This is a genomic window from Brucella sp. NBRC 12950, assembly GCF_030268145.1.
In the GTDB taxonomy this organism is placed as follows: Bacteria; Pseudomonadota; Alphaproteobacteria; order Rhizobiales; family Rhizobiaceae; genus Brucella.
Genome location: NZ_BSQC01000002.1, coordinates 74,436 through 96,507 on the forward strand (window position 1 = coordinate 74,436; position 22,072 = coordinate 96,507).

Genomic DNA, 22,072 nt, shown 5'->3' on the forward strand with positions numbered 1-22,072 from the left:
CAGGAATGAAATCATGCCCATCATACCGTTTATTGAAGAGAAAGCCGGCGAGATGCGTGCGGTTTTTGAAGATTTGCATCGTCATCCCGAAATTGGTTTTGAAGAACAGCACGCTTCAGGTGTCGTGGCAGGACTTCTGGAGAAGTGGGGTTTTGACGAAGTTCACACCGGAATTGCCAAAACCGGCGTCGTTGGCATTTTGGAAGGACGCAATAAGGGCAATCGGCGTGTGGGTTTGCGCGCAGATATGGATGCGCTGCCGATCGATGAGATTTCTGGCGTGATTTATTCATCGCAAAATCCTGGACGGATGCATGCTTGCGGGCATGACGGGCATACAACCATGCTGCTTGGTGCTGCCCAGTATCTTGCAGAAACACGCAATTTCGAAGGAACTGCGGTCTTTGTTTTCCAGCCCGCCGAGGAGGGGTTGGGTGGAGCACGCGGCATGATCGCTGAAGGGCTTTTTGAACGTTTTCCCTGCGATGAAATCTACGGAATGCACAATCAGCCTATGGGCACACTTGGCAAGGCATTAATCCGCAAGGGTGCCGCGATGGCGGGCGCGAGCTTCTTCGATATTAAGCTAACCGGCAAGGGAAGCCATGCAGCGCAGCCGCACAATGCCCGCGATGTGTTGGTGATTGGTGCGGATCTGGTCGGGCAGCTACAGACAATTGTATCGCGCAACATTCCGGCAACCGACGCCTGCGTTGTATCCTGCACGCAGTTTCATACAGGCAGCGCCTATAATATCGTGCCGGAAGTGGCAACAATTACCGGCACAATCCGTTATTTTGAACAGCATGTCTGCGATCTGGCGGAAAGCCGTATTCAGGAAATCTGTGCAGGCGTGGCTGCGGGGTACGGCATCACAGTCGATGTCAATCTTCGCAATGTCTTTGATGTCCTTCGCAATGATCCTGAACTATCCGATGCTTATATGGCGGCAGCGCGCGATGTCCTGGGGGAAGATAATGTGAGCGATGATTGCCCGGCTTTCATGGGCAGTGAAGATTTTGCAGACATGCTCACTCGTGTGCCGGGCGCATACATCAATGTGATGCATGGCGGCAAAGCTGCGTTACATAACCCTGCTTTCGTGCTTGAACCGGAAGCGCTGCCAATCGGAGCCTCGATTTATGCCCGGATCGTAGAGACCCGCCTGCCAGTGAACAAGGACTTAGCAGCATGACTATGCATCAATTGCCATTTAACCTCGATGATATGATTGCGCGCCTGCGCCCCTGGATTGAGACGGAAAGCCCGACTTTCGATGCAAGCGCAGTCAACCGAATGGTCGAGGTTGCCGCTTATGATTTTGCAGCAGCAGGCGCGACTATCGAATTCATTCCGGGGCGAATGGGATTTGGCGGCTCCCTGCGTGCTCGCTTTGCGCATAAAGATCAAGGCAAACCTGGAATTCTGGTTTCTGGCCATCTTGATACGGTTCATCCACTCGGGGTGATTAACGTCAATCCTTATCGCCGCGAGGATGGGAAACTTTTCGGCCCCGGCATTCAGGATATGAAGGGCGGAAACTTCGTCGCTCTTGAAGCCATGCGTGAAATCGCGCGGAGCGGACTTGCAACGAAACTCCCCGTCACGTTTCTTCTAACACCCGATGAAGAAGTGGGCACGCCTTCGACGCGGGATTTGATTGAGCAGGAAGCGCTCAAGAACAAATATGTGTTGGTGCCCGAACCAGCACTGCGTGATGGTGGTGCAGTTGTCGGCCGTTATGCAATTGCACGATACGATCTTGAGACAGTGGGCAAGCCAAGTCATGCTGGTTGGCTGCTCAAAGAAGGCCGATCGGCAATCCGGCGCATGGCCGAGAAAATTATTGAGGTAGAAGCACTGACGACAGATGATTGCACGTTCTCAGTTGGTGTTATCCACGCCGGGCAATGGGTCAATTGTGTCTCCTCAGGCTGCAAAGCCGAAGCACTTAGCATGGCTAAAACGCAGAAGGATCTGGAAGACGGCGTTGCACGGATCATGGCGCTTGGCGGAGACAAAGACGGAGTTGAATTGATAGTCACTCGGGGCGTCACACGTCCAGTCTGGGAGCCGGGTCAGGCACAGGACATGAAGCTCTTTAATTTTGCAAATAATATCGCCAAGGAAATAGGGTTCACCATGACCGCACAAAGCTCCGGTGGCGGCTCGGATGGCAATTTCACCGGTGCACTCGGTGTGCCAACGCTCGATTCCATCGGTGTGCGGGGTGAGGGGCTGCATACATTGGGTGAGCATATTTTCGTAGACAGTCTGGTCGAACGTGCCCGCCTTCACGCAGGCCTATTTCTCTCACTGGAATAACAGCCAGAGGTGCGGCCATGGCCGATACTACAAGATTAACGGCAGCCCACGTTGTGGGCCTGCTGGATGACGTCACGATCAATGTGGATCGATGGGGGGTCGCTCACATCAGAGCCGAGAACCTGCATGATTTGTTTTTTGCGCAGGGTTTTAATGCCGCGCGTGACCGACTTTGGCAGATCGATATTGCACGCAAGCGCGGGCTTGGCCTAATGGCTCGTGATTTCGGCCCCGGTTATCTTGAGCAAGACAGGGCCGCACGCCTGCTGCTGTATCGTGGTGACATGGTGGCGGAGTGGAAGGCTTATGGTTCAGACTCCGAACAGATATGCAGGGCCTTTGCTGAAGGCATTAATTCATATATCGATGCCTGCGAAGCAGGCGAGACGTCACTTCCACCCGAATTTGCTTTACTCGGTCACAAGCCTGATCGTTGGTGTGCAGAAGATGTTGTGCGCGTCCGCACCCATTCGCTGACGCGCAATGCATCATCAGAGCTTTTGCGCTCAAAAGTCATGGCAAAGGCCGGCGTGGAACTGGGTGCAAAGCTCGATCAACTGCGCAAGAAATTGTCGCACGACGTGCTGCCAAAGCCTGTTGATGGCTTTGACCCAAGCATCATGACCGACAGGGTTTTGCGCGACTTCCAGCTCGCCGTCAGTCCTGCCACATTCTCAAAAGAGCGATTGGCTGCAACACTGGATGAAGCAAGTCTTTGGACTGTGGTCTCGGCGTCCGGAGAAATCGCTCGCGCCTCGTTTGAAGAGGGCTCGAATAATTGGGCAATCGCGGCGCATAAAACTACAACAGGTCGACCCATACTGGCGCTTGATCCCCATAGAACACATGGTCTGCCATCAATCCGCTACCTGATTCATCTGACAATGCCGGGGCTTGATGTGATAGGCGCAGGCGAGCCTATGGTTCCGGGAATTTCCATGGGGCATAACGGTACTGCAGCTTTTGGTCTAACCATATTTGGTGCCGATCAGGAGGATATCTACGTCTATGAGACCAACAAAAGCGATCCCGACCAATATGCATATCGCGGCGGTTGGGAGAGGTTCACGGTGATCACTGATAACATTCCTGTCAAAGGATATTCCGATCAAACGGTCGAAATGAAATTCACCCGGCACGGTCCAGTTCTTTATGAGGATAAAGCAAATAAACGCGCTTTTGGCCTTCGCACGGTTTGGATGGATGAAGGAATGGCACCCTATATGGCCAGCCTTTCCGTCATGCGGGCAAAGACCTATTCCGAGTATGCTGGTGCGTTAGAAGGATGGGGCTGCCCATCGGTCAATCACATCTATGCAGATACAACCAACACCATTGCCTGGAAGCCTTCGGGAGCCACACCTGTTCGTGAAAATTGGGACGGGCTTTTACCTGTCCCAGGGGATGGGCGATATGAATGGAAAAGCTATCTGGCACCGCAGTCTGGTCCTGTGGAAATCAACCCGCAACGCGGCTTTATTGCTACTGCGAATGCCATGAATGTACCAGATAAGTGGGCCGCCTCGAATCCGGTCATCGGTTACGAATGGCTGGACAGCAGTCGTCACGACACCTTGCATGAAACGTTGTTGAGCAATGCGCCGATATCACTAGAAGACTGCGCACGCATGCAAGCCTCCACTTTCTCGCCCATTGCAGCGCGGATATCAGAAAGCCTTAGGATACTCTTCCCGGAGAGTGATAATCAGGCTGTACTACTTCTTCGCGATTGGGATGCGGACCTCGCGGCAAAATCTGCACCGGCAGCGCTCTTTGAAATATGGTTGAGCAAGTATCTTGGTCCACTGGTTGCAGAAGCTGAGGGGGCAACCGCGGATGTTGTGCCTCTGCTTATGCCATTTGATTCACCGAGCATTGTTGCATGGCTGGAACATGCCAAAACAACATCTGGCCATCTTGCGGCCATTCAACAAAGCCTGAGCGATGCTTGGTCGGAATGCGTATCTTTGATGGGGAGGGATGTTTCGCAATGGGCATGGGGCGATATTCATAAGTTGCACCTCCACCATCCCTTGCAGTCATTGACCGACAGCGACTGGTCGATATCTCCGGTACCATTGGGTGGTAGCAGTTCAACGCTAAATTATGCGACCTATCGTTTGCAAGATTTCTCGGTTGTCGCGGGGCCGTCTGTCCGGATGATCATTGATGTAGGAAAATGGGACAACAGTCTCTTCGTAAATAATCCCGGTCAATCAGGCGTACCCACCTCGGAGCATTATAAAGATCTTCTGTCGCACTGGCATGATGCCAGCCCGGTTCCGATGCTTTATACAAGAGAACGTATTGATAAGGTGACGAAAACTCGAATCCTGCTTAGGGCGGGTTGACAATACCCGCCCTGCAACGCGTTGCTACTTCATTGTTACAACAACGTAAGTCGGATAGACTTCAACGAAAATCACAGGCGTTGCATTGATAATGGTTGCCTGATCGATTGGCGAGATTCGGACGTTTGCTAACATATTCTCAAGCTTGGCACGGTTCTCCTTGCTGCTGAAGAACTTGTCTTTTTCGTCCTCCGCATCGACTTTGCCAAATTGGTGAACGTTTGCTCGGTCCTGTCTAATGATGCCGGCAACTTTGGTAAGGCGCTGTCCGGAAGAGCTATAATGATCGCGCTCGCTCAGCCGGGCGTAGTAGGTGTCAATCGGCTTCTCGGCGGCTTTCGCGGCGCCTGTTACTGCTAGCATCATAGCTGCCATGATAATCGAGCGCATGAAATCTCCTTATGCCATTTAAAGCCCCTAGCAGTTTCAGGCGGCTTCTTCTGCCCATTCTTATGGCTCTACAAGATTCTTGAGGCAATACTATAAATCAGATTAATAATCATACGCACTGTAGGTCGTCCGTCAGTCTGGAGAAAAAGGCGTGCGCCGGCCGACCGTTTGGCGTTCGATCATCCGAGGCCTACATCGATCAACCCAGAAAATTCAATGTTCACTTCCGAGTGGTCTCGATCAAACATATCGGCGAAAGATCGCCTTTCTTAAAGCCAGTTCTGACCGCATCGATCCCAATCTTAAACAGTCGCTATCCGCTGGTCTTTTCGCTCTCAAGATAAACTCGACCTCGCAGATGACGTGATCAATCGCAAGGTGTCGATGTGACGCCGTCTTGCGGTCAGTCAATCTGCGCGAAGATGACTTATATTCCTTTGAATTGCAGGTGGCAGAAGTCAGTCTACGAAGGTTTGCCTGGCATTCTAAGGCATCATCGTGTTGGTCGCCCCTATGTAACGGTTGATGCCAATGTCCTTTGAAGTCGCACGGCGATGAATTTCGGCCATAGTCGAATGAAATACGGCGTTGCGTTGTTCCAGCGCGGAATGTTGTGAAAGGTGCGCAGGAACGAGTTCACGAATTTCAGCCAGAATATCGTCTTCATCAATTGAGCACATCTTCCCTCTTTGAACAACGATTTCTCCCGCTACCATCACAGTCTCTATCGACGAGCCGTTCTCAGCGTAAACAAGGTGCTTTGCGATATCGTTGATTGGTAGAAAGCTTAACTTCGTGAGGTCGAGTATTAATAAGTCCGCAGCCTTACCGGCGGCTAGGGATCCTGTAACGTCTTCAAGCATCGCGCTGCGGGCTCCGTCGATTGTCGCCATCTTAAGTATCTCGTCGGCAGAAATCCACTGTTGATAATCGGGGCCGGATACGCTGTGTATGAGCCCCGCGACCCGCATAACATCGAAAATGCGCGCGGTGTCGTTGGAAGAAACGCCGTCGGTTCCCAGTGCGATCGTGACACCTGCATCCATAAGCTGACGGATTGGGGCGATGCCAGCGCCTAGCTTCTGATTTGATATCGCATTATGGGCGACTGAGCATTTCGCAGAGCCCATCAATTCGATGTCGTGAGGGTTCACCCAAACTGAATGTGCGACAGTTGTGTTGCGCGTGAGCACGCCTAACTCGGACATATATGCAACGAGGCTTTTGCCATATAGTTCGTATCCGGTGACGGCTTGAGTTTTGGTTTCCAACACATGGGTGTGCAAGGGAACGTGCATCTTCAACGAGAGCTCATGGCACGCCTGAAGCAAGTCTGCAGAACAGCGTTGCGGTGCAGAAGGTGCGAGCATAAAATTGAGGCGGCCTGCCTTTCCGTGCAAAGTTGAAAAGGCGGCGTGGCAGTAGTCAATATAGGCATCGGCGGACATGGAAGGGCCGAAATCTAGCTGCTTTTGCAGAGCAGGTGACATCACTGCACGCGCATAAGGAAGGGCGTCAAGCGTATGAATATTCATCGCAGCGCTCGAAATATTTGCGCGGATGCCTGCATGCTCGTAGGCTTGGAAAACAATTGAAAGTCTTGATAGATCATGAGCTGGAGGGTCGAAGAAATCGTCGCAAAGCGTGGTCACACCGTTGCGTAATGACTCTATCGCGAGAAGTAGACTGCGAAGATAAAGCAGTCTTTCATCAATGACCGGTCCCATTAGCAGCGGATAGGCATATAGCAACCAGATTTCGAGTGGCATGCCTTCGTAGCGTCCACGGAAGAAGGTTTCACTGGAATGGGTATGCGCGTTGATAAGTCCCGGCATGACAAGGCGGTTCTTGCCTTCAATGATGGACGCATCGGGTGCAACTGTCAGGTTCTGACCGATGCGTGCAATTTTCCCCCTCTCGATCAGAATATCGCCTTCGAAAGGACGGCTCCCATGTTGCGCGCACATCGTGATGATAGTGGCGTTTCTGATTAATGTCTGCTTGAGTTTGATGGTCATGGACTTGTCCCGGTATTCTTACTGATCTCGCAGTTCACTGAATCCGCTTGCGGCTTTCGTGCCCCCTCGCAAGTGCGTGCTGAGCCAGACACCGAGAACTGTGGCGATATACGGAAGTGCGAGCAGCAGGTCGTGGGGGACACGATTGCCAAAGGCAAGCTGTGCCCGGATACCAAGGGCACCAACGACTGCGAAGAATGCTGCCGCGAGACTTGCTCCAATGGGATGGCCTGCTCCAAAAATGACGGCCGCGAAACCCATGAAGCCACGGCCTGCCGTCATGTTTTGAGCAAAGATCTGCAGGCTTCCTGCTGCAAGCTCTGCCCCCGCCAATGCGCATAGCACCCCGCCAATGATGAGTGCTGCGAGGCGCATAGCAGCCGGGTTCACCCCGACGCTGCGTGCGGCGAATGGATGTTCACCAGCGGCACCTAACCGTAATCCAAAGCGGGTGCGTCTGAGGACGAGCCAGACGGCGAGTACAGCAAAAGGCATGAACAGAACGAGGATCGACAGGGATCCGAATGCCCCGAAGGCGGTTCCGATACGTGGAAGTCCAAAGGGTGCACTGATTGCGGCCTGCGTTCCGAAAATGGATTGGACCGCAAGCGCAGTGCCGCCGAGCCCTAGGCCGGTAAGTCCAAGCCCAGCAATGATCTGATTGGCCTTTAGTTTCTCGACAACAAACCAAAACAGAATTGAACCGATTACACAGACGATTATGGCGCTTAGAAGTGCAAGCCAGATCGATTGTGTGAGCACTATACCCAGAATGGTCGCGCAGGCCCCCACGATCATTAGCCCTTCAAGGCCTAGATGCCAGATACCGGTCCGCTGTGCGATCACGCCCGCGAGGGTTACATAGATAAGTGGGGTGCCTGAACGCAGGATTGCTATTAGGAAATCTTCCATATCCGTCCTCCGAGTTTTGCGATCCGGTCCACCACAGTGGATTTTGCCGTGATGAAAAGAGCAATGGATGCGTTGATAATATCGATTGCTGACGACGGCAGGCCAGCCATGATTGGCAAGTAAAGCGCCGCCGATGCTAGTCCACCAAAGAACAGCGATACGAAAGCTGTTCCCACAACTGAAAAGTTTGCGACAAGGGCGATCAAAATGGCCGTAAATCCGTGACCCGGCAGGAAGCCACCCGTCAATCGACCGTTGGGGCCCATGAACTCGATGGTTCCGGCCAGACCTGCGAGTGCGCCGCTCAGAAGGAAGCTAGCAAGTCCGATACGCCATGTGCGTGCGCCTTGCCATCGCACCATGGTTGGATTGCGGCCCGCAAGGCCCGACAGCACACCAAAGGCTGTGCGATTAACGAGGAACCACATGACCAAGCCCACGATAATAGCGATGGCGATAATTGTGGGCGATAGACCTAAAGAATCGCTGATGCGATAGGCGCTCGCCAATGGACGACTTGATGATTGCTGACCAGTGCCGGATGGATCTTTCAGTGGTCCTGCTGTGACATAGAGCAAAAACAGTCCAGCGATAAAATTTCCCATCAGCGTGGTTATTACTTCATCTGCCCCTGATTTAAGACGCAGGAGCCCCCGCCATAGAGCCCAGAGGGCACCACCCGTCATGCCCGCAAGAAAGCAAAGCGGAATGAGGATCAGCGCTGGCGAGCCGTTAAGCTGTTCGGCCATGAACGCAGCGGCGATCGCGCCCATATAGAACTGGCCTTGCGCACCAATGTTGAAGTAACCCGCCCGGAACGACACAGCTACACCAACCGCGGTTATGAAAAGTGGCAGTCCCCATCGCAATGCCTGCTGCAATGCGCCTGGCCGCAGGAAAGCACCGTCGGCAATCGACTGAAACATCAGGCTCGCCGAGTAGCCTGCAGCTTGAAATATGATGCCGCACAAGATTAGACCGATCAGAATGAAGATCACGGCGCGGAAAACAGAGACGAGGCGGTCGATCATTGATGGACTCCTGTCATCGCGGCTCCCACCGCGGCAAGATCATACGGCGGACGGAATTCGGCAACGATGCGGCCTGAAAGCATGACTACAACACGGTCAGAGATATCAAATATTTCGTCGAGATCTGATGAGATGAACAAAAGACCGCAACCGCGAGCCCGCGCTTTGCGCATTGACTCCCAAACGAAGGAGGTCGCGCCGATATCGAGACCGCGCGTGGGCTGTGCAGCGAGGATGAGCCTTGCGTCCTTATCCATTTCCCGAGAAAGGATCACTTTTTGCGCATTGCCACCCGAGAGCGAACCTGCACGCTGGCTCACATCGGAATAGCGCACGTCCCATTCTTTAAGCGCCGTGTCGCAGTGCTTTCGGATTGCAGACGGGCTTATCGTTGATAACAGTGACTTTTGCAGGAGATTACGCGCTGCCCAGTTTTCCCAGAGCGAACTGGTCAGGCTCAATCCTTCAACGTTGCGTTCGAAAGGAATAATGCGCAGGCCAGCACCGCGTCGCGCAGCGAGCGGCGCGCCGGTCAAATTCTGGTTGTCGATTGTTATATTGCCTTCAGTGACGTCCGCCATCGCAGCAATTGCGCGCACAAGTGTTCGCTGGCCGTTGCCTTCTACCCCTGCCACACCGACGATTTCGCCCGATTCTATGTTTAGGTTGATCTGATCGAGAGCGGGGCCTTCAGGGTCTGAACGCGTCGAAACCTTGGTCATACACAAAACCGGCGCGTTGTCCTGAACTGCGGCTGCTTCATGAATGTGTGGGATGACGTTCGTTCCGGTGAGGACAGCCTTATCGTCAACATTTAGTTTTTTAGCGGCAGCCGATCCGATTATAAGTTCCGCCAGCTTATCTGCATCGATACCGTCGCATAGTATCGGCCCATCTACGAGCTTTCCGCCGCGTAACACCGTGACTGTATCTGCAATCGCCAGAACTTCCCTGATCTTGTGCAAAATGAGGACAACGGTCACACCACGCGCTTTCAGGCGTCGGACACGTTCGAAGAGTTTGTCTGCGCCTTCTGGTGACAGGACCGCTGTGGGCTCATCGAGTATGAGAAGTTTTGCGTCGGAGACGAGTGCGCGCGCAATTTCCACGCCTTGCTGAGTCTCGACAGGTAGATCGCGAATTCGCTGTTTGGCTCTAACCTTTACGTCGAGGGCGTTGAGGTGAGGTTGCCAACGCTTCTCGAGCTGGGTTTTGAAAAACAAGCTTCCGCCTTCTGCACCAAACTGCATGGCTTCTGCGACAGTGAATGAGGGAGGCAGCGCAAAACTCTGATGTACGAGTTCCACACCAGAACGCCGCGCGTCTTTGACGTTGCCGCCCATGATTGGACGACCATCGATTTTGAGTGTCCCTGACGCGGGTCGAACGAGGCCAGCCAGAACTCTGGCGAAAGTGGTTTTTCCCGCACCATTCTGGCCGACAACGGCGTGGATTTTCCCACGTTCGAAGACGGCTCCGACGTCGGATAGCGCAACAATCGATCCATAACGCACGGTCACATCGTTGCATTCAAATATTGGAGGGCTGGCCTTGTTCATCGTTGATTTTTCCCGTTAAGGATCAGAGCGTTGTGTTAAACGGGACTTTGAGAGATCCATCCAGGATCGCTGCGCGCGCTGCGGCTATTTCTGGTTCGACTTCTTTCATTTTGGCGACGAGATCCGCTGGCCCTTGGGCTGCAAACAAAGGCGAGGGAATAAAGTCGATAACGCCCGTTCCAAGCCCGGTATGTTCATGTGTGCCCCCAGCGAAGGTATCACCAAGTGCCTTTGTTACTTCGTTGTAAAGCGAATTACCGAAGTCCAGGCCGACGATGGAAGCTACGTTTCTCGGGCCTTGCGGAAACTGTGCCGGGTCGAGAACACTCACGAGGCGACCGTCGCCTTCCTTGGCAGCAGCGATAATGCCAAAGTCGGTTGCTGCTGCGTCGGTCTGTATGAAGTCAATGCCACTTGAATACATCTGCGTGGCGATTTCTTGACCTTTCGCGGGGTCCTGAAAAGAACCTGCAAAGGCAATCGCGACCGATGCATCAGGCCGCACCGACAGTGCACCTGCTTTGAACGCGTTATAGTCAGCATTGATTGGCGGGATGGACACGCCGCCAATAAAACCAAGCTTGCCGGATTTACTCATGCGTGCTGCAAAGATTCCAGACAAGTAACAGCCAAGGTAATAGTCATATGAGACAGTTACGACATTCGGAATCGCGGGTTCAAACGGGTCGGCGAAGAGCTGAATCCATTTGGTGTTCGGATAGGATGGGGCCAGCGCTTTGAATGGTTCTGCGACTTCATTGAATGTTGAAACGATGACTGAAGCGCCCGCATCACCAAGGGTGCGGAAAATGGTTTCGTAAGTCGCTGGGTCCTGCGCATAAACGGCGCGAGACTGAAAGCCTTGTTCATCTGCGAGCTGCTTGAGCTTGGCGATCATCGAGTCCACAGCGCTTGCGTCACCTGCGGCTTGTGTGTGCACAAGTGCGACGAGGCCGCCCTCAGCATGCGCTGCGGCGGTCAAAAGACCGCTGGTCATGCTGCAAGCCGCCAAACCCGCAGCGGTCTTTAGAAGATTTCTCCGGCCGATTGTTCGGCTCAGAAAATTAAGTTCGATCGAATTTCGATTTGTCATGTTCCCATTTCCTTGCTCTGGAAGTTTGCTGTAGAATTTTTATTGGGGCGGCATTTATGCCGCCCTTGGTTGGGCAGTTGCCCAATCGAAGCCGCTCATATTATGCGCCGGGCGAAAACGGTGCCGGGTTCATAATCATCACATCCTGGGTCTGAATTGCGTCAAGTGCCCAAACACCAGAGATGAAGCTTTGCCAATTCGGGTCCGCATACATGGCTGCACGTCGGGCTTCTCGATCTGCGAGGCTGTCATAGCGCCACATCAAAACTGTGCGATGCAGATGCCCGATTTCGCTGACGTAAAGGCCGAGAAATGTGTTCAGGTGCCGCTTCTGGATCGGCAAGCCTTCTGTTTCGTATTTCTTGAGCCAGCCATCGACAGTGCCTGGCTTGAATGTATATGTGCGATGTTCGACGATCACAGGGCAGCCTCCTTGAGTATAAATTCTGCAGCGCGCTCACCGATCATAATCGCCGGAGCATTGGTGTTGCCGCTGGATATAATTGGCATGATTGACGCGTCCGCGACGCGCAGCCCTTGAATCCCGTGGACTTTCAAGCGAGCATCGACCACTGACATCGGGTCATTACCCATCTTGCAGGTGCCAACCGGGTGGAAAGTTGTCATTGCATTGGCGCGCAACCATTCAATGAGTTCGGCATCGCTCTCGACCGCAGGTCCTGGTGCTAATTCCTTTCCGCGATATTTGTCGAAGGCTTTCTGCTGGATGATCTCACGAGTCATACGGATGGCATTGATCATCGTGCGAATGTCGAACTCGGTTTTCAGGTAGTTGGCATTGATGCGTGGTCGATCTTCCGGATTAGCAGAACGCAATCGGATTTCGCCGCGACTTTCAGGATTAACCGGGCCCACACGTAATGAGAAACCGTGATTGGCTTCAACACGCTCTTTTTTAAACGGGTTGGGAAAGTGCAAATTGGCGGTCTTTTCCAATGCGGGCATGAAATGAAGCTGTATATCAGGTGCCGCCAGATCGGTTCGTGATTTGACGAATGCGCCCGCCTCGTAGGGAAAGGTTGTGGTGATGCCTTCCCCAAAAAGCATGCCTTGAATGACGGACCATGTGAGTTTGTCGGCCCGCAGATCCGAATAAAGGGTGACCGGTTCGCGGCATTCATAGGCCATGACGCAATCGACGTGGTCTTGCAGGTTTTTCCCGACACCCGGCAGATTCTGAACAATATTGATATTGTGTTCTGCCAGTTCGTCGGCGGCTCCGATGCCGGAAAGCATAAGGATCTGCGGTGAGTTGACAACGCCTGCCGATAGGATCACTTCACGGTTAGCATGCGCCTTTGATACAGTGCCTTTGCGGCTGTACTCGACGCCGATAGCGCGCCCATTCTCAACGAGCACCCGACTTGTGTGGGCGCGTGTGATGATCGTTAGATTGGGGCGTGATTTTGCGGGGCGCAGGAAGGCATAGGCTGCTGAACAGCGCTTGCCCTTGGCAATGGTGAAGTCATATCGACCAAAGCCCTCTTGTTGTTCGCCATTGAAGTCATCATTGAGTGGATAGCCAGCCTGGGCGCCTGCTTCGTTGAAAACATCGAGCAGGCCGTTCCAGCCTCGTGCCCGACAAACGGTCAGTTCGCCTTCGGTGTTATGAAAGGCATCCGTGCGCTGCACATGGGTTTCGGAGCGAAGAAATGATGGCAAAACTTCGTCATATGACCAACCCGCCGCACCCATCTGTGCCCAGCGGTCATAATCATGGCGATTCCCGCGCACATATATCATGCCATTGATGGTTGAGGTTCCGCCAAGCACTTTGCCTCTCGGCCAATAGAGAGAGCGCCCATTGAGATGAGGTTCCGGCTCCGTATGGTAGTGCCAATTATAGATGCCGGAATGAAAGAGCTTTCCCATCAACATTGGAAGGCGAAACAACGGATTGAGGTCGCGACCGCCGGCCTCAAGTAACAGAACTTTGTTTTCAGGATCAGCCGAAAGACGGTTTGCAAGGACGCATCCCGCCGAACCGGCGCCGATGATGATGTAATCGAATGTCTTGGTTGCGACCATGTTACCAAGCGATGGGTTGAGAACCCATCTCCTCTAGAAATTTGTTGCAAAGAATGAATGGATTGGGACGCGTCAGAACTTCATCGGCTCGCGCCGGGTGATCACGCAGAACGCAGCGCAAATTGCCGCCAACGGTCTCGTCGATGCCGGCGAGTTTGAGTGCCTGTGCTGCGGCGTCACCAAAACCAAGAAATACGAGCGGCTTTTCACGTGCGGCGAGTAACTTGAGCGCTTCAACGATCAGCGGTCGCCAGAGCACGAGGTGGCCCTGCGATTGATGAACGTCTATATCGACCTTAAAGCGCGTAAGTGTTAGCGACGCGTTCAGAAGCAGCGCGCCTTCATTCACCCATCGATCAGCAATCTTGGAAGGCTGTTCCAGCTTAACGGCACCACGTTCAATCGCCTCTAACGTTTTTGGCCAATCGGCAAAACTATGTGCGTAGGATAAGTCCCCGGTTCTAGCTGCAACGATCAGTTGGGTGTACGCACGAATGCTCTTTGAGAACATCTTATTGAGCTCATTCCAGCCCGCGAGATTGCCCGCTTCAAATGCCCGCCCCGTGGCAAAGCCCGGTTCGGGGTACGGGTCCTGTCCAAGCACCACGCAGCGAACATCCTCTGGAGAGATGCCATCGAATGCGCGAAGGCAATGTGTGCCTTCAGGCATGCCTGGAAAATGCCTACCGCGACGAACTGGAAAAATTGGCTCCCAGATTTCGAGTTCTAGTTCGGGAGAAATGCCATCAAAATCGAGCGTGATGTTGCCGAGAAAAGAACGCCAGGGCGCGTTCAGATCGGAAGTCCAATCTGCCAAAAATTCTTCCATTGCAGCCTGTAACCGCACGGTCATCTGCACCCTCCCCAAGGTTTCTCTGCCAGGCAAATTCAAGAACCTGACCGTTTTGTCAGCTTTTTATGAAAAGAAGTTGACCATCTTGTCAACTTCTTTTTTATTGGTGCTTCGATTCCAAAGGTTTCGTAGAGTTGCTTTGGCAGATCTGTGCCGGACATCTGCCGGAATTTGAATGAATGTGCATTAATGCTCCAAGCAATTGGCTTGGAAAAAGATGTTTAAAAATAACGGGATAACCAATGGTAGAGCAGAGCAAGTCGGTGGAAATTGAGCCAGGAAATCAGCCGGCATCCGACGAGCCGATCAGAACCCGAAACGTCCTTAAGATCCTCACAGCTGCTGTTGAGATATTTTCTCGCAAGGGTCTCGACGGCGCGCGTATCGTTGAAATTGCAAAGGCCTCTGGACTGCCTAAGGGAAATGTCTACTATTATTTCTCGTCGAAGGAAGAGATTTATAACGCAGCTATAGATCGACTCATCCACAGCTGGGATGATGCGTTCAGGCATATATCAGCTGAACGCGAACCTGCAGAAGCTATCGAAGCCTATGTTCGTGCCAAGCTTGATCATGCGTGCGAGAATGCCGCCGAAACACGGCTTTTTGCCAATGAGATTTTACAAGGGGCAGAACATCTATCGATGGATGCCCGAGAGCATATGCGAAAGGTTACGTCTGAAAAAGCTGCGGTGATCGATACATGGGCGGCTGCCGGGAAAATTGTGCCTGTCGATGCGCGACATCTGTTCATTCTGCTTTGGTCGGCGACCCAGTTTTATGTCGAATTTGAAGCTCTCGCATGCGATGCACTCGATGTCAGCCAACTTGGAGAAGCTGATCATGCGAAAGCGGCAAAGACAATAACCGAAACGATCCTGCGTGGACTGCTGGTCAGATAATGGGCGTTTGGAGCAGATCGCGAGGGCACCAAATGCTCAATTTTATAGGAAGCCAAGCGTCCTTGCTGACTGAGTGTGCCACGCAATGTCAGCAACAGGAAATCGTCCATATAGGCTACATCAACGTCGTCTGAATGGCGGAGCTTGTGGCGCTTAAGTGCGGATTGTAAGTTGCGTGTCATTTTCTAGTCTCCTGGAGGCGGAGCTATTTCTCTTCTTCATGAGGGGCGTGTAAAGGTAACCTCCTGCAGCTTAAAATTATCGGGCGACTTTTAAGATAACTCTGTTTCGGAGTTTTACTGGGTAACTGCCTTATAGATCGTTGGTACTTAGAACATGACCTGTCCGCTTATTGTTGGACGCATAGGCTGCGATGAGGGCATCAACGCTTTCACACTACATTTCAATGACAGGTTCGGAGGAGGTTTACGTCTTCAAACTCCGTGAAGAGATCGTAGACTTCTATGCCATTCAAAAAAATACGAAAGGCCGTGCTGCAACTCTTGCTGACGTCTATCAATTCGATGCTGTGAGGTGCTGATATCGATCGATTACTGGACACAGGTGTGATCGAGAATTGCTTTCGCGCCAGCGAACAGGTTTGGCTAAATGAATGCGTCGCACGTGCCGTTGAGAATGGTAACGCAGATTGCTGCGATCAAGTCGATGCAGCATAATACGCAGTTCGAACCGAAAAAGGCGCTGGGTCTGGAAGGCCGTTTGCCCGACATTATCCCCATTATCGGACCAAATGTTTCAACGCGAGGTCGGATTCATGGCTTTTGGTTGGTGCGGCTACGGCTTTCAGCTCCCACCAGGGTGATTGAACGGTTCCGCATGCCATTTCCACAGATAAAAAGACAAAAAAGAGTTTGGTTGAGACCGAGGCCCAGCCGGGTAGGTTTGGATGGTGTGAGAGAATATCGATTAATCTCTATCCGTAGACATTATCGACTTCAAATCACAGTGATTGAGGGGTAAATTGTCATGGGTAGAATTCCTATTAATAGGACAATTCATGTCTTGTAATGATCAAAAGACTTTCGATGTGTGGCAGCCTGCTCTTGAGTTGCGCAAGGGTTCGACAAAGCATCGTCTCCTGACCGACAAGATCATAGAAGATATTGAGAAGGGTGTGCTTAAACCCGAAACCCAGATGCCCACGCATCGCGATCTTGCACATAAGCTTGGCCTTTCTGTTCAGACAGTAAGTATCAGTTATAAAGAGGCCGAACGGCGCGGCTATTTGCGTGGCGAAGTTGGGCGCGGCACTTATGTTTGCAATCGCGTGACGGATCGAGCAGACCGATTTATGCTTGATCGTGATCCGAGCGGTATTGCTGATCTTTCCATCATTCGAGCAGTCTACATGGGTGCTCACGAACATGCTTCAAGAAAGCTGTTTGAGGAGATGAGCCAGGTAGACAATGCGAGCTTCATGAGACCTTGTAGACCCATTGCAGGTTTGGATCGTCATCGTAATGTGGCGTGTGACTGGTTGCGTCGTTTATCGGTTGACGTCGATCCCAGCCGAGTGATCATCACAAACGGCGCCGCCCATGGGCTGTTCCTCGCCGTGGCTGCTGTGGTGCAGCCCGGGGAAGTGGTGTTGACTGAAAACCTCACCGATCACGGTATCATCGGCTTGGCGAACGTCCTTGGCTTTACGCTGCGTGGCCTTCCAACTGACAGTGAGGGCATATTACTAGACGCTCTTGAGGCTGCGTGCAAAGCGGGCGATGTGAAAGCGTTGGTAATCATTCCAACACTTGGAAATCCAACCAGTCATTTGATGAGTGCGGAACGGCGCTGTGCGGTCGCTGAAGTCGCCCGCCGATATGGCATTTTCGTTATCGAGGATGAAGTTTACAAGCCGATCCTTGAACAGAAATTGCCTTCAATGCCAGAATTGTTACCGGAGTTTGGCTTTTTCGTCACCAGTTTCACTAAGACAGTGATGACAGGATTACGCACCGGCTATCTGGTCGTTCCAGCCAACTATTCGATTAGAGTGACGTCAATTTTGCGGGTGACCAGCTGGAGCGGTGTCAATATGGTCGCCGAAATGGCTAGCCGTTGGATAGAGGATGGCACTGCGACGCAGTTGCTAGAGATTCAGCGAAACGAACTGCGACTGAGACAATCCTTGGTAACTGATATTCTTGGCGCACATGTAGCAGGAAGTAACCCGCTATCGCTTTGTGCCTGGTTGAAAGTTCCACGCAACTGGTCTGAAGACGGCTTAGTCAGAGCGCTGGCCAGCCAAGGTGTTGCGGTCACACCATCCGATCCGTTTGTAGCCGGAGGAGATCGTAGCAATGGCGGTATTCGTATCTGCCTTGGCGGAAGGCTTTCACGTTCCGCCTTACAGACTGCTTTGGAGACCATTCGCGAGACATTCGCACAATTGCCTCCGGTGTATGATGTGAGTTCAATTGCCTGAGATCAGAGGACTGATTGCAGAAACTCCTTGGTCCGAGCTTGTTGTGGCGATTGGAAGATTTGATCCGGTGTTCCTTCTTCGCAAATTCGTCCTTTATCAAAGAAACACACCCTGTCGGAAACTTCGCGAGCAAATCGCATTTCGTGTGTGACAAGGAGCATGGTGAGGTCGTGCTCCTGCGCCAGACTGCGAATGACTGCTAGGACTTCGCCTACCAACTGCGGGTCGAGTGCTGATGTTGGTTCGTCAAACAGGAGAACGCGCGGACGCATTGCAAGTGAACGCGCGATAGCCACACGTTGTTGCTGTCCCCCTGAAAGCTGTGCTGGATAATGATCCTTCTTATCGGTCAAACCTACCAGTGACAGAAGTTCGAGTGCACGGACTTCAGCTTCAGCCCTTTCCATACCCAGTACATGAACCGGGGCCTCAATGATATTTCTTAGAACGGACATATGAGGGAAGAGATTGAAGCTCTGAAACACCATTCCGACATGTGATCGGATTTTGCGTAGATGCTTTTCACTGGCTAGGAAATGCCCTTTTCCATTCGGCTCATGATAGGGGATTCCTGCCAGCTCCAGCTCGCCTTCCTGGAATGGTTCAAGCGTCATCAAAATGCGTAGAACAGTCGATTTTCCTGAGCCCGATGGACCGATCAGCGTGACTTTCTCACCCGTTTTGACCGTGAAATTGAAGCGATCGAGTACGGTCAGAGCGCCAAAGCGTTTGGTTACGTCCTGAAAGCGGATTATTTCCTGGGTCATTTAAGAGCAATCCCGTTCTTTGGAAGTGTGCGTTCGAGAAGGCGTATAAGCGTCGAACAGATGAGTGTCAGGACAAGGAAGATCAAACCAACCATCGATAATGGTACCAAATATTCAAAGGTGCGATCGCCAATCAGATTGGCGAGATTGAGCATGTCCACAATGCTGACAACTGACAGCACAGGTGTTTCCTTGAGCATGGAAACAAGGTAGTTGCCCATCGCGGGAATGATGCGAGGAATAGCCTGTGGAATAACTATATCCCGATAGGTACGCCAGGATGTTAGATTAAGCGCGCGCGCCGCTTCCCATTGACCGCGTGGGATTGCTTCGATGCCGCCGCGATATACCTCGGATGTATATGCTGAGTATTGCAAGCCGAGGGCCAGAGCGCCGGTGAGGAATGCCGGTAACACGATCCCGTAAACAGGCAGTACGTAATAGAGAAAGAACAGCTGAACGAGCAGTGGTGTATCGCGTAAAAATTCCACCACGACTGCAGTCGGCCACGAGATGATCTTGTATGGGCTTCGGCGTAGCAGTGCGAAGACGAGTCCCAGTACCAGAGCGATCGCAAAGCCTGTGGCGGCTGCCTTGAGCGTAACCGTGAGGCCAATCGCGAGAATTGGTATGATTGAAATGGCAAAAGAGAGGGTGGATGACGTGTCCCAGGCGTAACCGTAAATCATGCGAAACCTCCCGCCATTGTTCGACGACGAAGTCGCCTTTCGAGCCAGCGAATACCGGTGGCAAGGACCAGCGCCATTGCGAAATAACCCAAAAGTGTGAGCGAATAGATTGTGACATTGTCGAGCGTAAGATTGCGCAACCGCTGGGCCTGGAAGGTGAGGTCGCTAATCGCGATCAGCGAGGCAAGGGCGGTATCTTTGAGATTGTGTATGGCGAGATTGCCAAAGGCGGGCATCATTTCAACAATGGCCTGTGGCAAAACGATGTGAAATAGCGTGTGGGACTTGCCGAAATTGAGTGCACGCGCAGCTTCGTGTTGTGCTTCGGGCACAGCCTGCAGTGCACCTCGAACAACTTCGGCGCCATAAGCGCCAATATTAAGGCCAAGCCCCACGATACCAGTGGTAATAGGATCGAAGGAGATTCCCACCAAAGGTAACGCGTAGTAAAGCCAGAACAACTGCACAAGCAGCGACGTTCCACGAAAAATCTCGATATAGATGACTGCAACCATGGAAAGGATTGGCCCGCCTGCAAATCGGGCAATGCCCGCAGCGAAGGCAAGCACTGTACCGAGAACCATCGAACTCAAAGCAAGTAAGACGGTTATTTGTGCTCCTTTTAAGAGAGCAGGAAGATATTCGGTCCAATGCATATGGTCCGCTCCCGTCTGAGATGGGCCAATGTCTGCCAAGCCGTTTCCAGTCTTGGCAGACGGCCAAAGGTTTTACTTTGCGTTGCAAAGAGCCGTCGTGTCGACCGTCCGCGCTGCTTCGACGCTTTCTTCGCTCAAGCCATATGTCATCAGAATTTTCTTGTAATCATCAGTCTTCTTGAATTCGATCAGCTCTTTGTTGAATGCCTCGTAGAATTCCTTGTCTTCTGGGCGGAAGCTAAATGCGCCGAAACTGCGTGCGGATTTGCCGTCTACAACGGGATCAGTAAAAGGATGCGCCTGCTCAAGTTCAGGTGAGTTTTCAACCAGCTTTGCAACGGTCAATTCCGTCGCAGCATAGGCGTCAGCCCTGCCGGTCTGCACTGTCGATGGCGCATCAGCATTACCCTGGATCATGACGATCTGAGATTCATCAATACCCATGCCATGTAGAAAGTCGATTTGATCTGCACCCGAAACAATCGCGACTTTCAGCGAGGGATCCTTCTTGATGTCATCATAGGAATGGATTTTCTTCGGGTTACCCTTGGGGACCAACAGGCCTTCGCCATAGCTTGAATTGGCGACAGTAAACTGAACCTGTTTGCAACGGTCGGGCAGTACGTTCTGTTCTGCTCCGACAAATTCAAAGCGCTTGGCTTTTAGGCCAGGAATGAGTGATCCAAATGGTGTTACCGTCCAATCGATTTCATTAATGCCAAGTTTCTTGAAAACCGCAGCAGCAACATCGGGGCCAATGCCTTTAGCGGCTCCGCTTGCGTCCATATAACCATAGGGGACTTCGTTTGCCGTTGCGCCACGGACGAAGCCCGCGCTTTTGAGTTCATCAATGGTGACTGCCCGTGAGGGGACAGTCAATGCAACCGTGGTAACTACGGAAAGCAAAACGGAAAAAGCTAATTTCATGTGCATAGTGTTCACTCCTCTGTATAGATGCCGGTTGGTTTTTGGTCCGGCTTGCAATTGGGTGGAAATGGCTGACTTATCCTGAAGTGGGTTCTCCACTGGTGGTCGCAATGACTGATAGACAGTCCCCCATCTTCACAAGTCCAGGAAAGTGGCGGGCGGCGAGTAGACCGTCGAGTGCCGCGCGATATTCTTGTGGCGCAGCACCCGTGCGTGTCACCGGATGAACGCGGGCGACAACATCGCCTTTACGGAGCTCGGCACCCAAATCGACCAGAGGCTCCAACAGTCCATCCGTGTCTGCAAAGCCAAAACAATCTTGCGACGGCATCTCCAGCCATGTCGTCGGTGATAGTTCGACTTCACCTTCAAGAATCCCTGCGTGGCGCAGAAGATTGCGAAGACCACGCTTCGCAATTCCTGCCGTGTAAGCCGAAATCGTGCCGCCGCCACAGAGTTCGGTGGTGACAAAAACTTTTCCTGCTTCCTCAGCAGTAGTGTCATACATACCGACGGCGTCGATCTCGATCATTCGCATGGAGAACGGTGCACCGAAGGCTTTGACGGCGGCGAAGCAGCGGGCTTCCTGTGCGGCATCCGGCAAAGAATGTGCTGCCGCGTAGGGCAGAAAATCCAGCGTCCGCCCACCAGAATGAAAATCCATGACTATATCCGCGCTGGGCAGTAGATAACGGGTAAAATAGTCGGCAATCTTTTCGGTAACTGAGCCGTCGGGACGTCCCGGAAAACTGCGATTGAGATTTCCCTTATCTATGGGGGATGTCCGCGAGCCCGCCAGGAAGGCAGGATAGTTCATTGCCGGCACAATAATTATACGCCCATTAATCTGCTCGGGCTTAAGATTGGCTGCAAGATCATAGAGCGCGACCGGACCTTCATATTCGTCACCGTGGTTTCCTCCAGTCAACAGCGCCGTAGGGCCGTCACCGTTGCTGATCACACAAATGGGGAGCATCAACGAGCCCCATGCGGAGTCATCGCGTGACCACGGCAGACGCAGATGACCGTGCTGGACACCTTCGCGGTTGAGATCAACAGTCGGTGTAATCGGAGACGGGCGGGAAAGCGAGGAGGCGTGCATCATTA

General features: G+C 52.5%; 19 protein-coding genes. 5 read left to right on the top strand and 14 right to left on the bottom strand.

Annotation, left to right across the window (positions count from 1 at the left end; genetic code table 11):
* The first annotated feature begins 13 nt into the window (after positions 1-13).
* From QSJ70_RS03380 to QSJ70_RS03390, 3 genes are read left to right on the top strand one after another with little or no spacing between them, the layout of a single operon-like run.
* Positions 14-1,195: a M20 aminoacylase family protein gene (locus QSJ70_RS03380; RefSeq protein ID WP_285534796.1), complete on the top strand. Its 1,182-nt coding sequence runs from the start codon at positions 14-16 to the stop codon at positions 1,193-1,195.
* Positions 1,192-2,325, top strand: a complete 1,134-nt coding sequence (locus QSJ70_RS03385) for a M20/M25/M40 family metallo-hydrolase (protein WP_215777311.1) — start codon at positions 1,192-1,194, stop codon at positions 2,323-2,325. The genes QSJ70_RS03380 and QSJ70_RS03385 overlap by 4 nt, the downstream gene beginning before the upstream one ends.
* 17 nt (positions 2,326-2,342) lie before the next feature.
* Positions 2,343-4,676: a penicillin acylase family protein gene (locus tag QSJ70_RS03390; protein WP_285534800.1), complete on the top strand. Its 2,334-nt coding sequence runs from the start codon at positions 2,343-2,345 to the stop codon at positions 4,674-4,676.
* 24 nt (positions 4,677-4,700) lie between these two features.
* Here the strand turns inward: QSJ70_RS03390 and QSJ70_RS03395 are convergent, their stop codons facing one another.
* From QSJ70_RS03395 to QSJ70_RS03435, 9 genes are all read right to left on the bottom strand, one after another.
* Positions 4,701-5,066 carry a hypothetical protein gene (locus QSJ70_RS03395; RefSeq protein WP_215777308.1) on the bottom strand — a complete coding sequence of 122 codons (366 nt, stop codon included), beginning with the start codon at positions 5,064-5,066 and terminating at the stop codon, positions 4,701-4,703.
* A 485-nt stretch (positions 5,067-5,551) separates the two neighbouring features.
* Entirely contained in the window at positions 5,552-7,084 is a 1,533-nt protein-coding gene (locus QSJ70_RS03400) for an amidohydrolase family protein (RefSeq protein ID WP_215777306.1), read from the bottom strand.
* A gap of 18 nt (positions 7,085-7,102) precedes the next feature.
* On the bottom strand, positions 7,103-7,996 hold the full coding sequence (locus tag QSJ70_RS03405) for an ABC transporter permease (protein WP_215777304.1): 894 nt from the start codon (positions 7,994-7,996) through the stop codon (positions 7,103-7,105).
* A complete protein-coding gene (locus QSJ70_RS03410) occupies positions 7,981-9,027 on the bottom strand; it encodes an ABC transporter permease (RefSeq protein WP_285534801.1) in 1,047 nt (348 codons plus the stop codon). Before QSJ70_RS03410 ends, QSJ70_RS03405 begins: the two co-directional genes overlap by 16 nt.
* Complete coding sequence (locus QSJ70_RS03415; protein WP_285534802.1) at positions 9,024-10,586, bottom strand: ABC transporter ATP-binding protein; 1,563 nt, start codon at positions 10,584-10,586, stop codon at positions 9,024-9,026. The genes QSJ70_RS03410 and QSJ70_RS03415 overlap by 4 nt, the downstream gene beginning before the upstream one ends.
* A gap of 22 nt (positions 10,587-10,608) precedes the next feature.
* Entirely contained in the window at positions 10,609-11,679 is a 1,071-nt protein-coding gene (locus QSJ70_RS03420) for a BMP family ABC transporter substrate-binding protein (RefSeq protein ID WP_285534803.1), read from the bottom strand.
* Positions 11,680-11,779: 100 nt separating this feature from the next.
* Positions 11,780-12,100, bottom strand: a complete 321-nt coding sequence (locus QSJ70_RS03425; protein WP_215777300.1) for an NIPSNAP family protein — start codon at positions 12,098-12,100, stop codon at positions 11,780-11,782.
* Positions 12,097-13,728: a GMC family oxidoreductase gene (locus QSJ70_RS03430; RefSeq protein WP_285534804.1), complete on the bottom strand. Its 1,632-nt coding sequence runs from the start codon at positions 13,726-13,728 to the stop codon at positions 12,097-12,099. Before QSJ70_RS03430 ends, QSJ70_RS03425 begins: the two co-directional genes overlap by 4 nt.
* A gap of 1 nt (position 13,729) precedes the next feature.
* Positions 13,730-14,581 carry a uracil-DNA glycosylase family protein gene (locus QSJ70_RS03435; RefSeq protein ID WP_252349069.1) on the bottom strand — a complete coding sequence of 284 codons (852 nt, stop codon included), beginning with the start codon at positions 14,579-14,581 and terminating at the stop codon, positions 13,730-13,732.
* A 242-nt stretch (positions 14,582-14,823) separates the two neighbouring features.
* Between QSJ70_RS03435 and QSJ70_RS03440 the strand changes: the two genes are divergently transcribed.
* A complete protein-coding gene (locus QSJ70_RS03440; RefSeq protein WP_215777297.1) occupies positions 14,824-15,483 on the top strand; it encodes a TetR/AcrR family transcriptional regulator in 660 nt (219 codons plus the stop codon).
* Positions 15,484-16,501: 1,018 nt separating this feature from the next.
* Complete coding sequence (ehuR, locus tag QSJ70_RS03445; protein ID WP_285534809.1) at positions 16,502-17,926, top strand: MocR-like ectoine utilization transcription factor EhuR; 1,425 nt, start codon at positions 16,502-16,504, stop codon at positions 17,924-17,926.
* A gap of 2 nt (positions 17,927-17,928) precedes the next feature.
* On the opposite strand, the gene ehuA is transcribed toward ehuR, so the two are convergent.
* The 5 genes from ehuA to doeB form a co-directional block, all read right to left on the bottom strand.
* Complete coding sequence (ehuA, locus tag QSJ70_RS03450; RefSeq protein WP_215777292.1) at positions 17,929-18,693, bottom strand: ectoine/hydroxyectoine ABC transporter ATP-binding protein EhuA; 765 nt, start codon at positions 18,691-18,693, stop codon at positions 17,929-17,931.
* Positions 18,690-19,382, bottom strand: a complete 693-nt coding sequence (ehuD, locus tag QSJ70_RS03455; protein WP_215777291.1) for an ectoine/hydroxyectoine ABC transporter permease subunit EhuD — start codon at positions 19,380-19,382, stop codon at positions 18,690-18,692. Before ehuD ends, ehuA begins: the two co-directional genes overlap by 4 nt.
* On the bottom strand, positions 19,379-20,038 hold the full coding sequence (gene ehuC / locus QSJ70_RS03460; RefSeq protein ID WP_215777289.1) for an ectoine/hydroxyectoine ABC transporter permease subunit EhuC: 660 nt from the start codon (positions 20,036-20,038) through the stop codon (positions 19,379-19,381). The genes ehuD and ehuC overlap by 4 nt, the downstream gene beginning before the upstream one ends.
* A gap of 72 nt (positions 20,039-20,110) precedes the next feature.
* The gene (gene ehuB, locus QSJ70_RS03465; RefSeq protein ID WP_445558132.1) at positions 20,111-20,971 is read right to left on the bottom strand and encodes an ectoine/hydroxyectoine ABC transporter substrate-binding protein EhuB; all 861 of its coding nucleotides are present in this window, start codon (positions 20,969-20,971) and stop codon (positions 20,111-20,113) included.
* A gap of 70 nt (positions 20,972-21,041) precedes the next feature.
* Positions 21,042-22,070 (bottom strand): N(2)-acetyl-L-2,4-diaminobutanoate deacetylase DoeB, encoded by a 1,029-nt coding sequence (doeB, locus tag QSJ70_RS03470; RefSeq protein WP_285534811.1) that lies wholly within the window; start codon positions 22,068-22,070, stop codon positions 21,042-21,044.
* Positions 22,071-22,072: the final 2 nt, after the last annotated feature.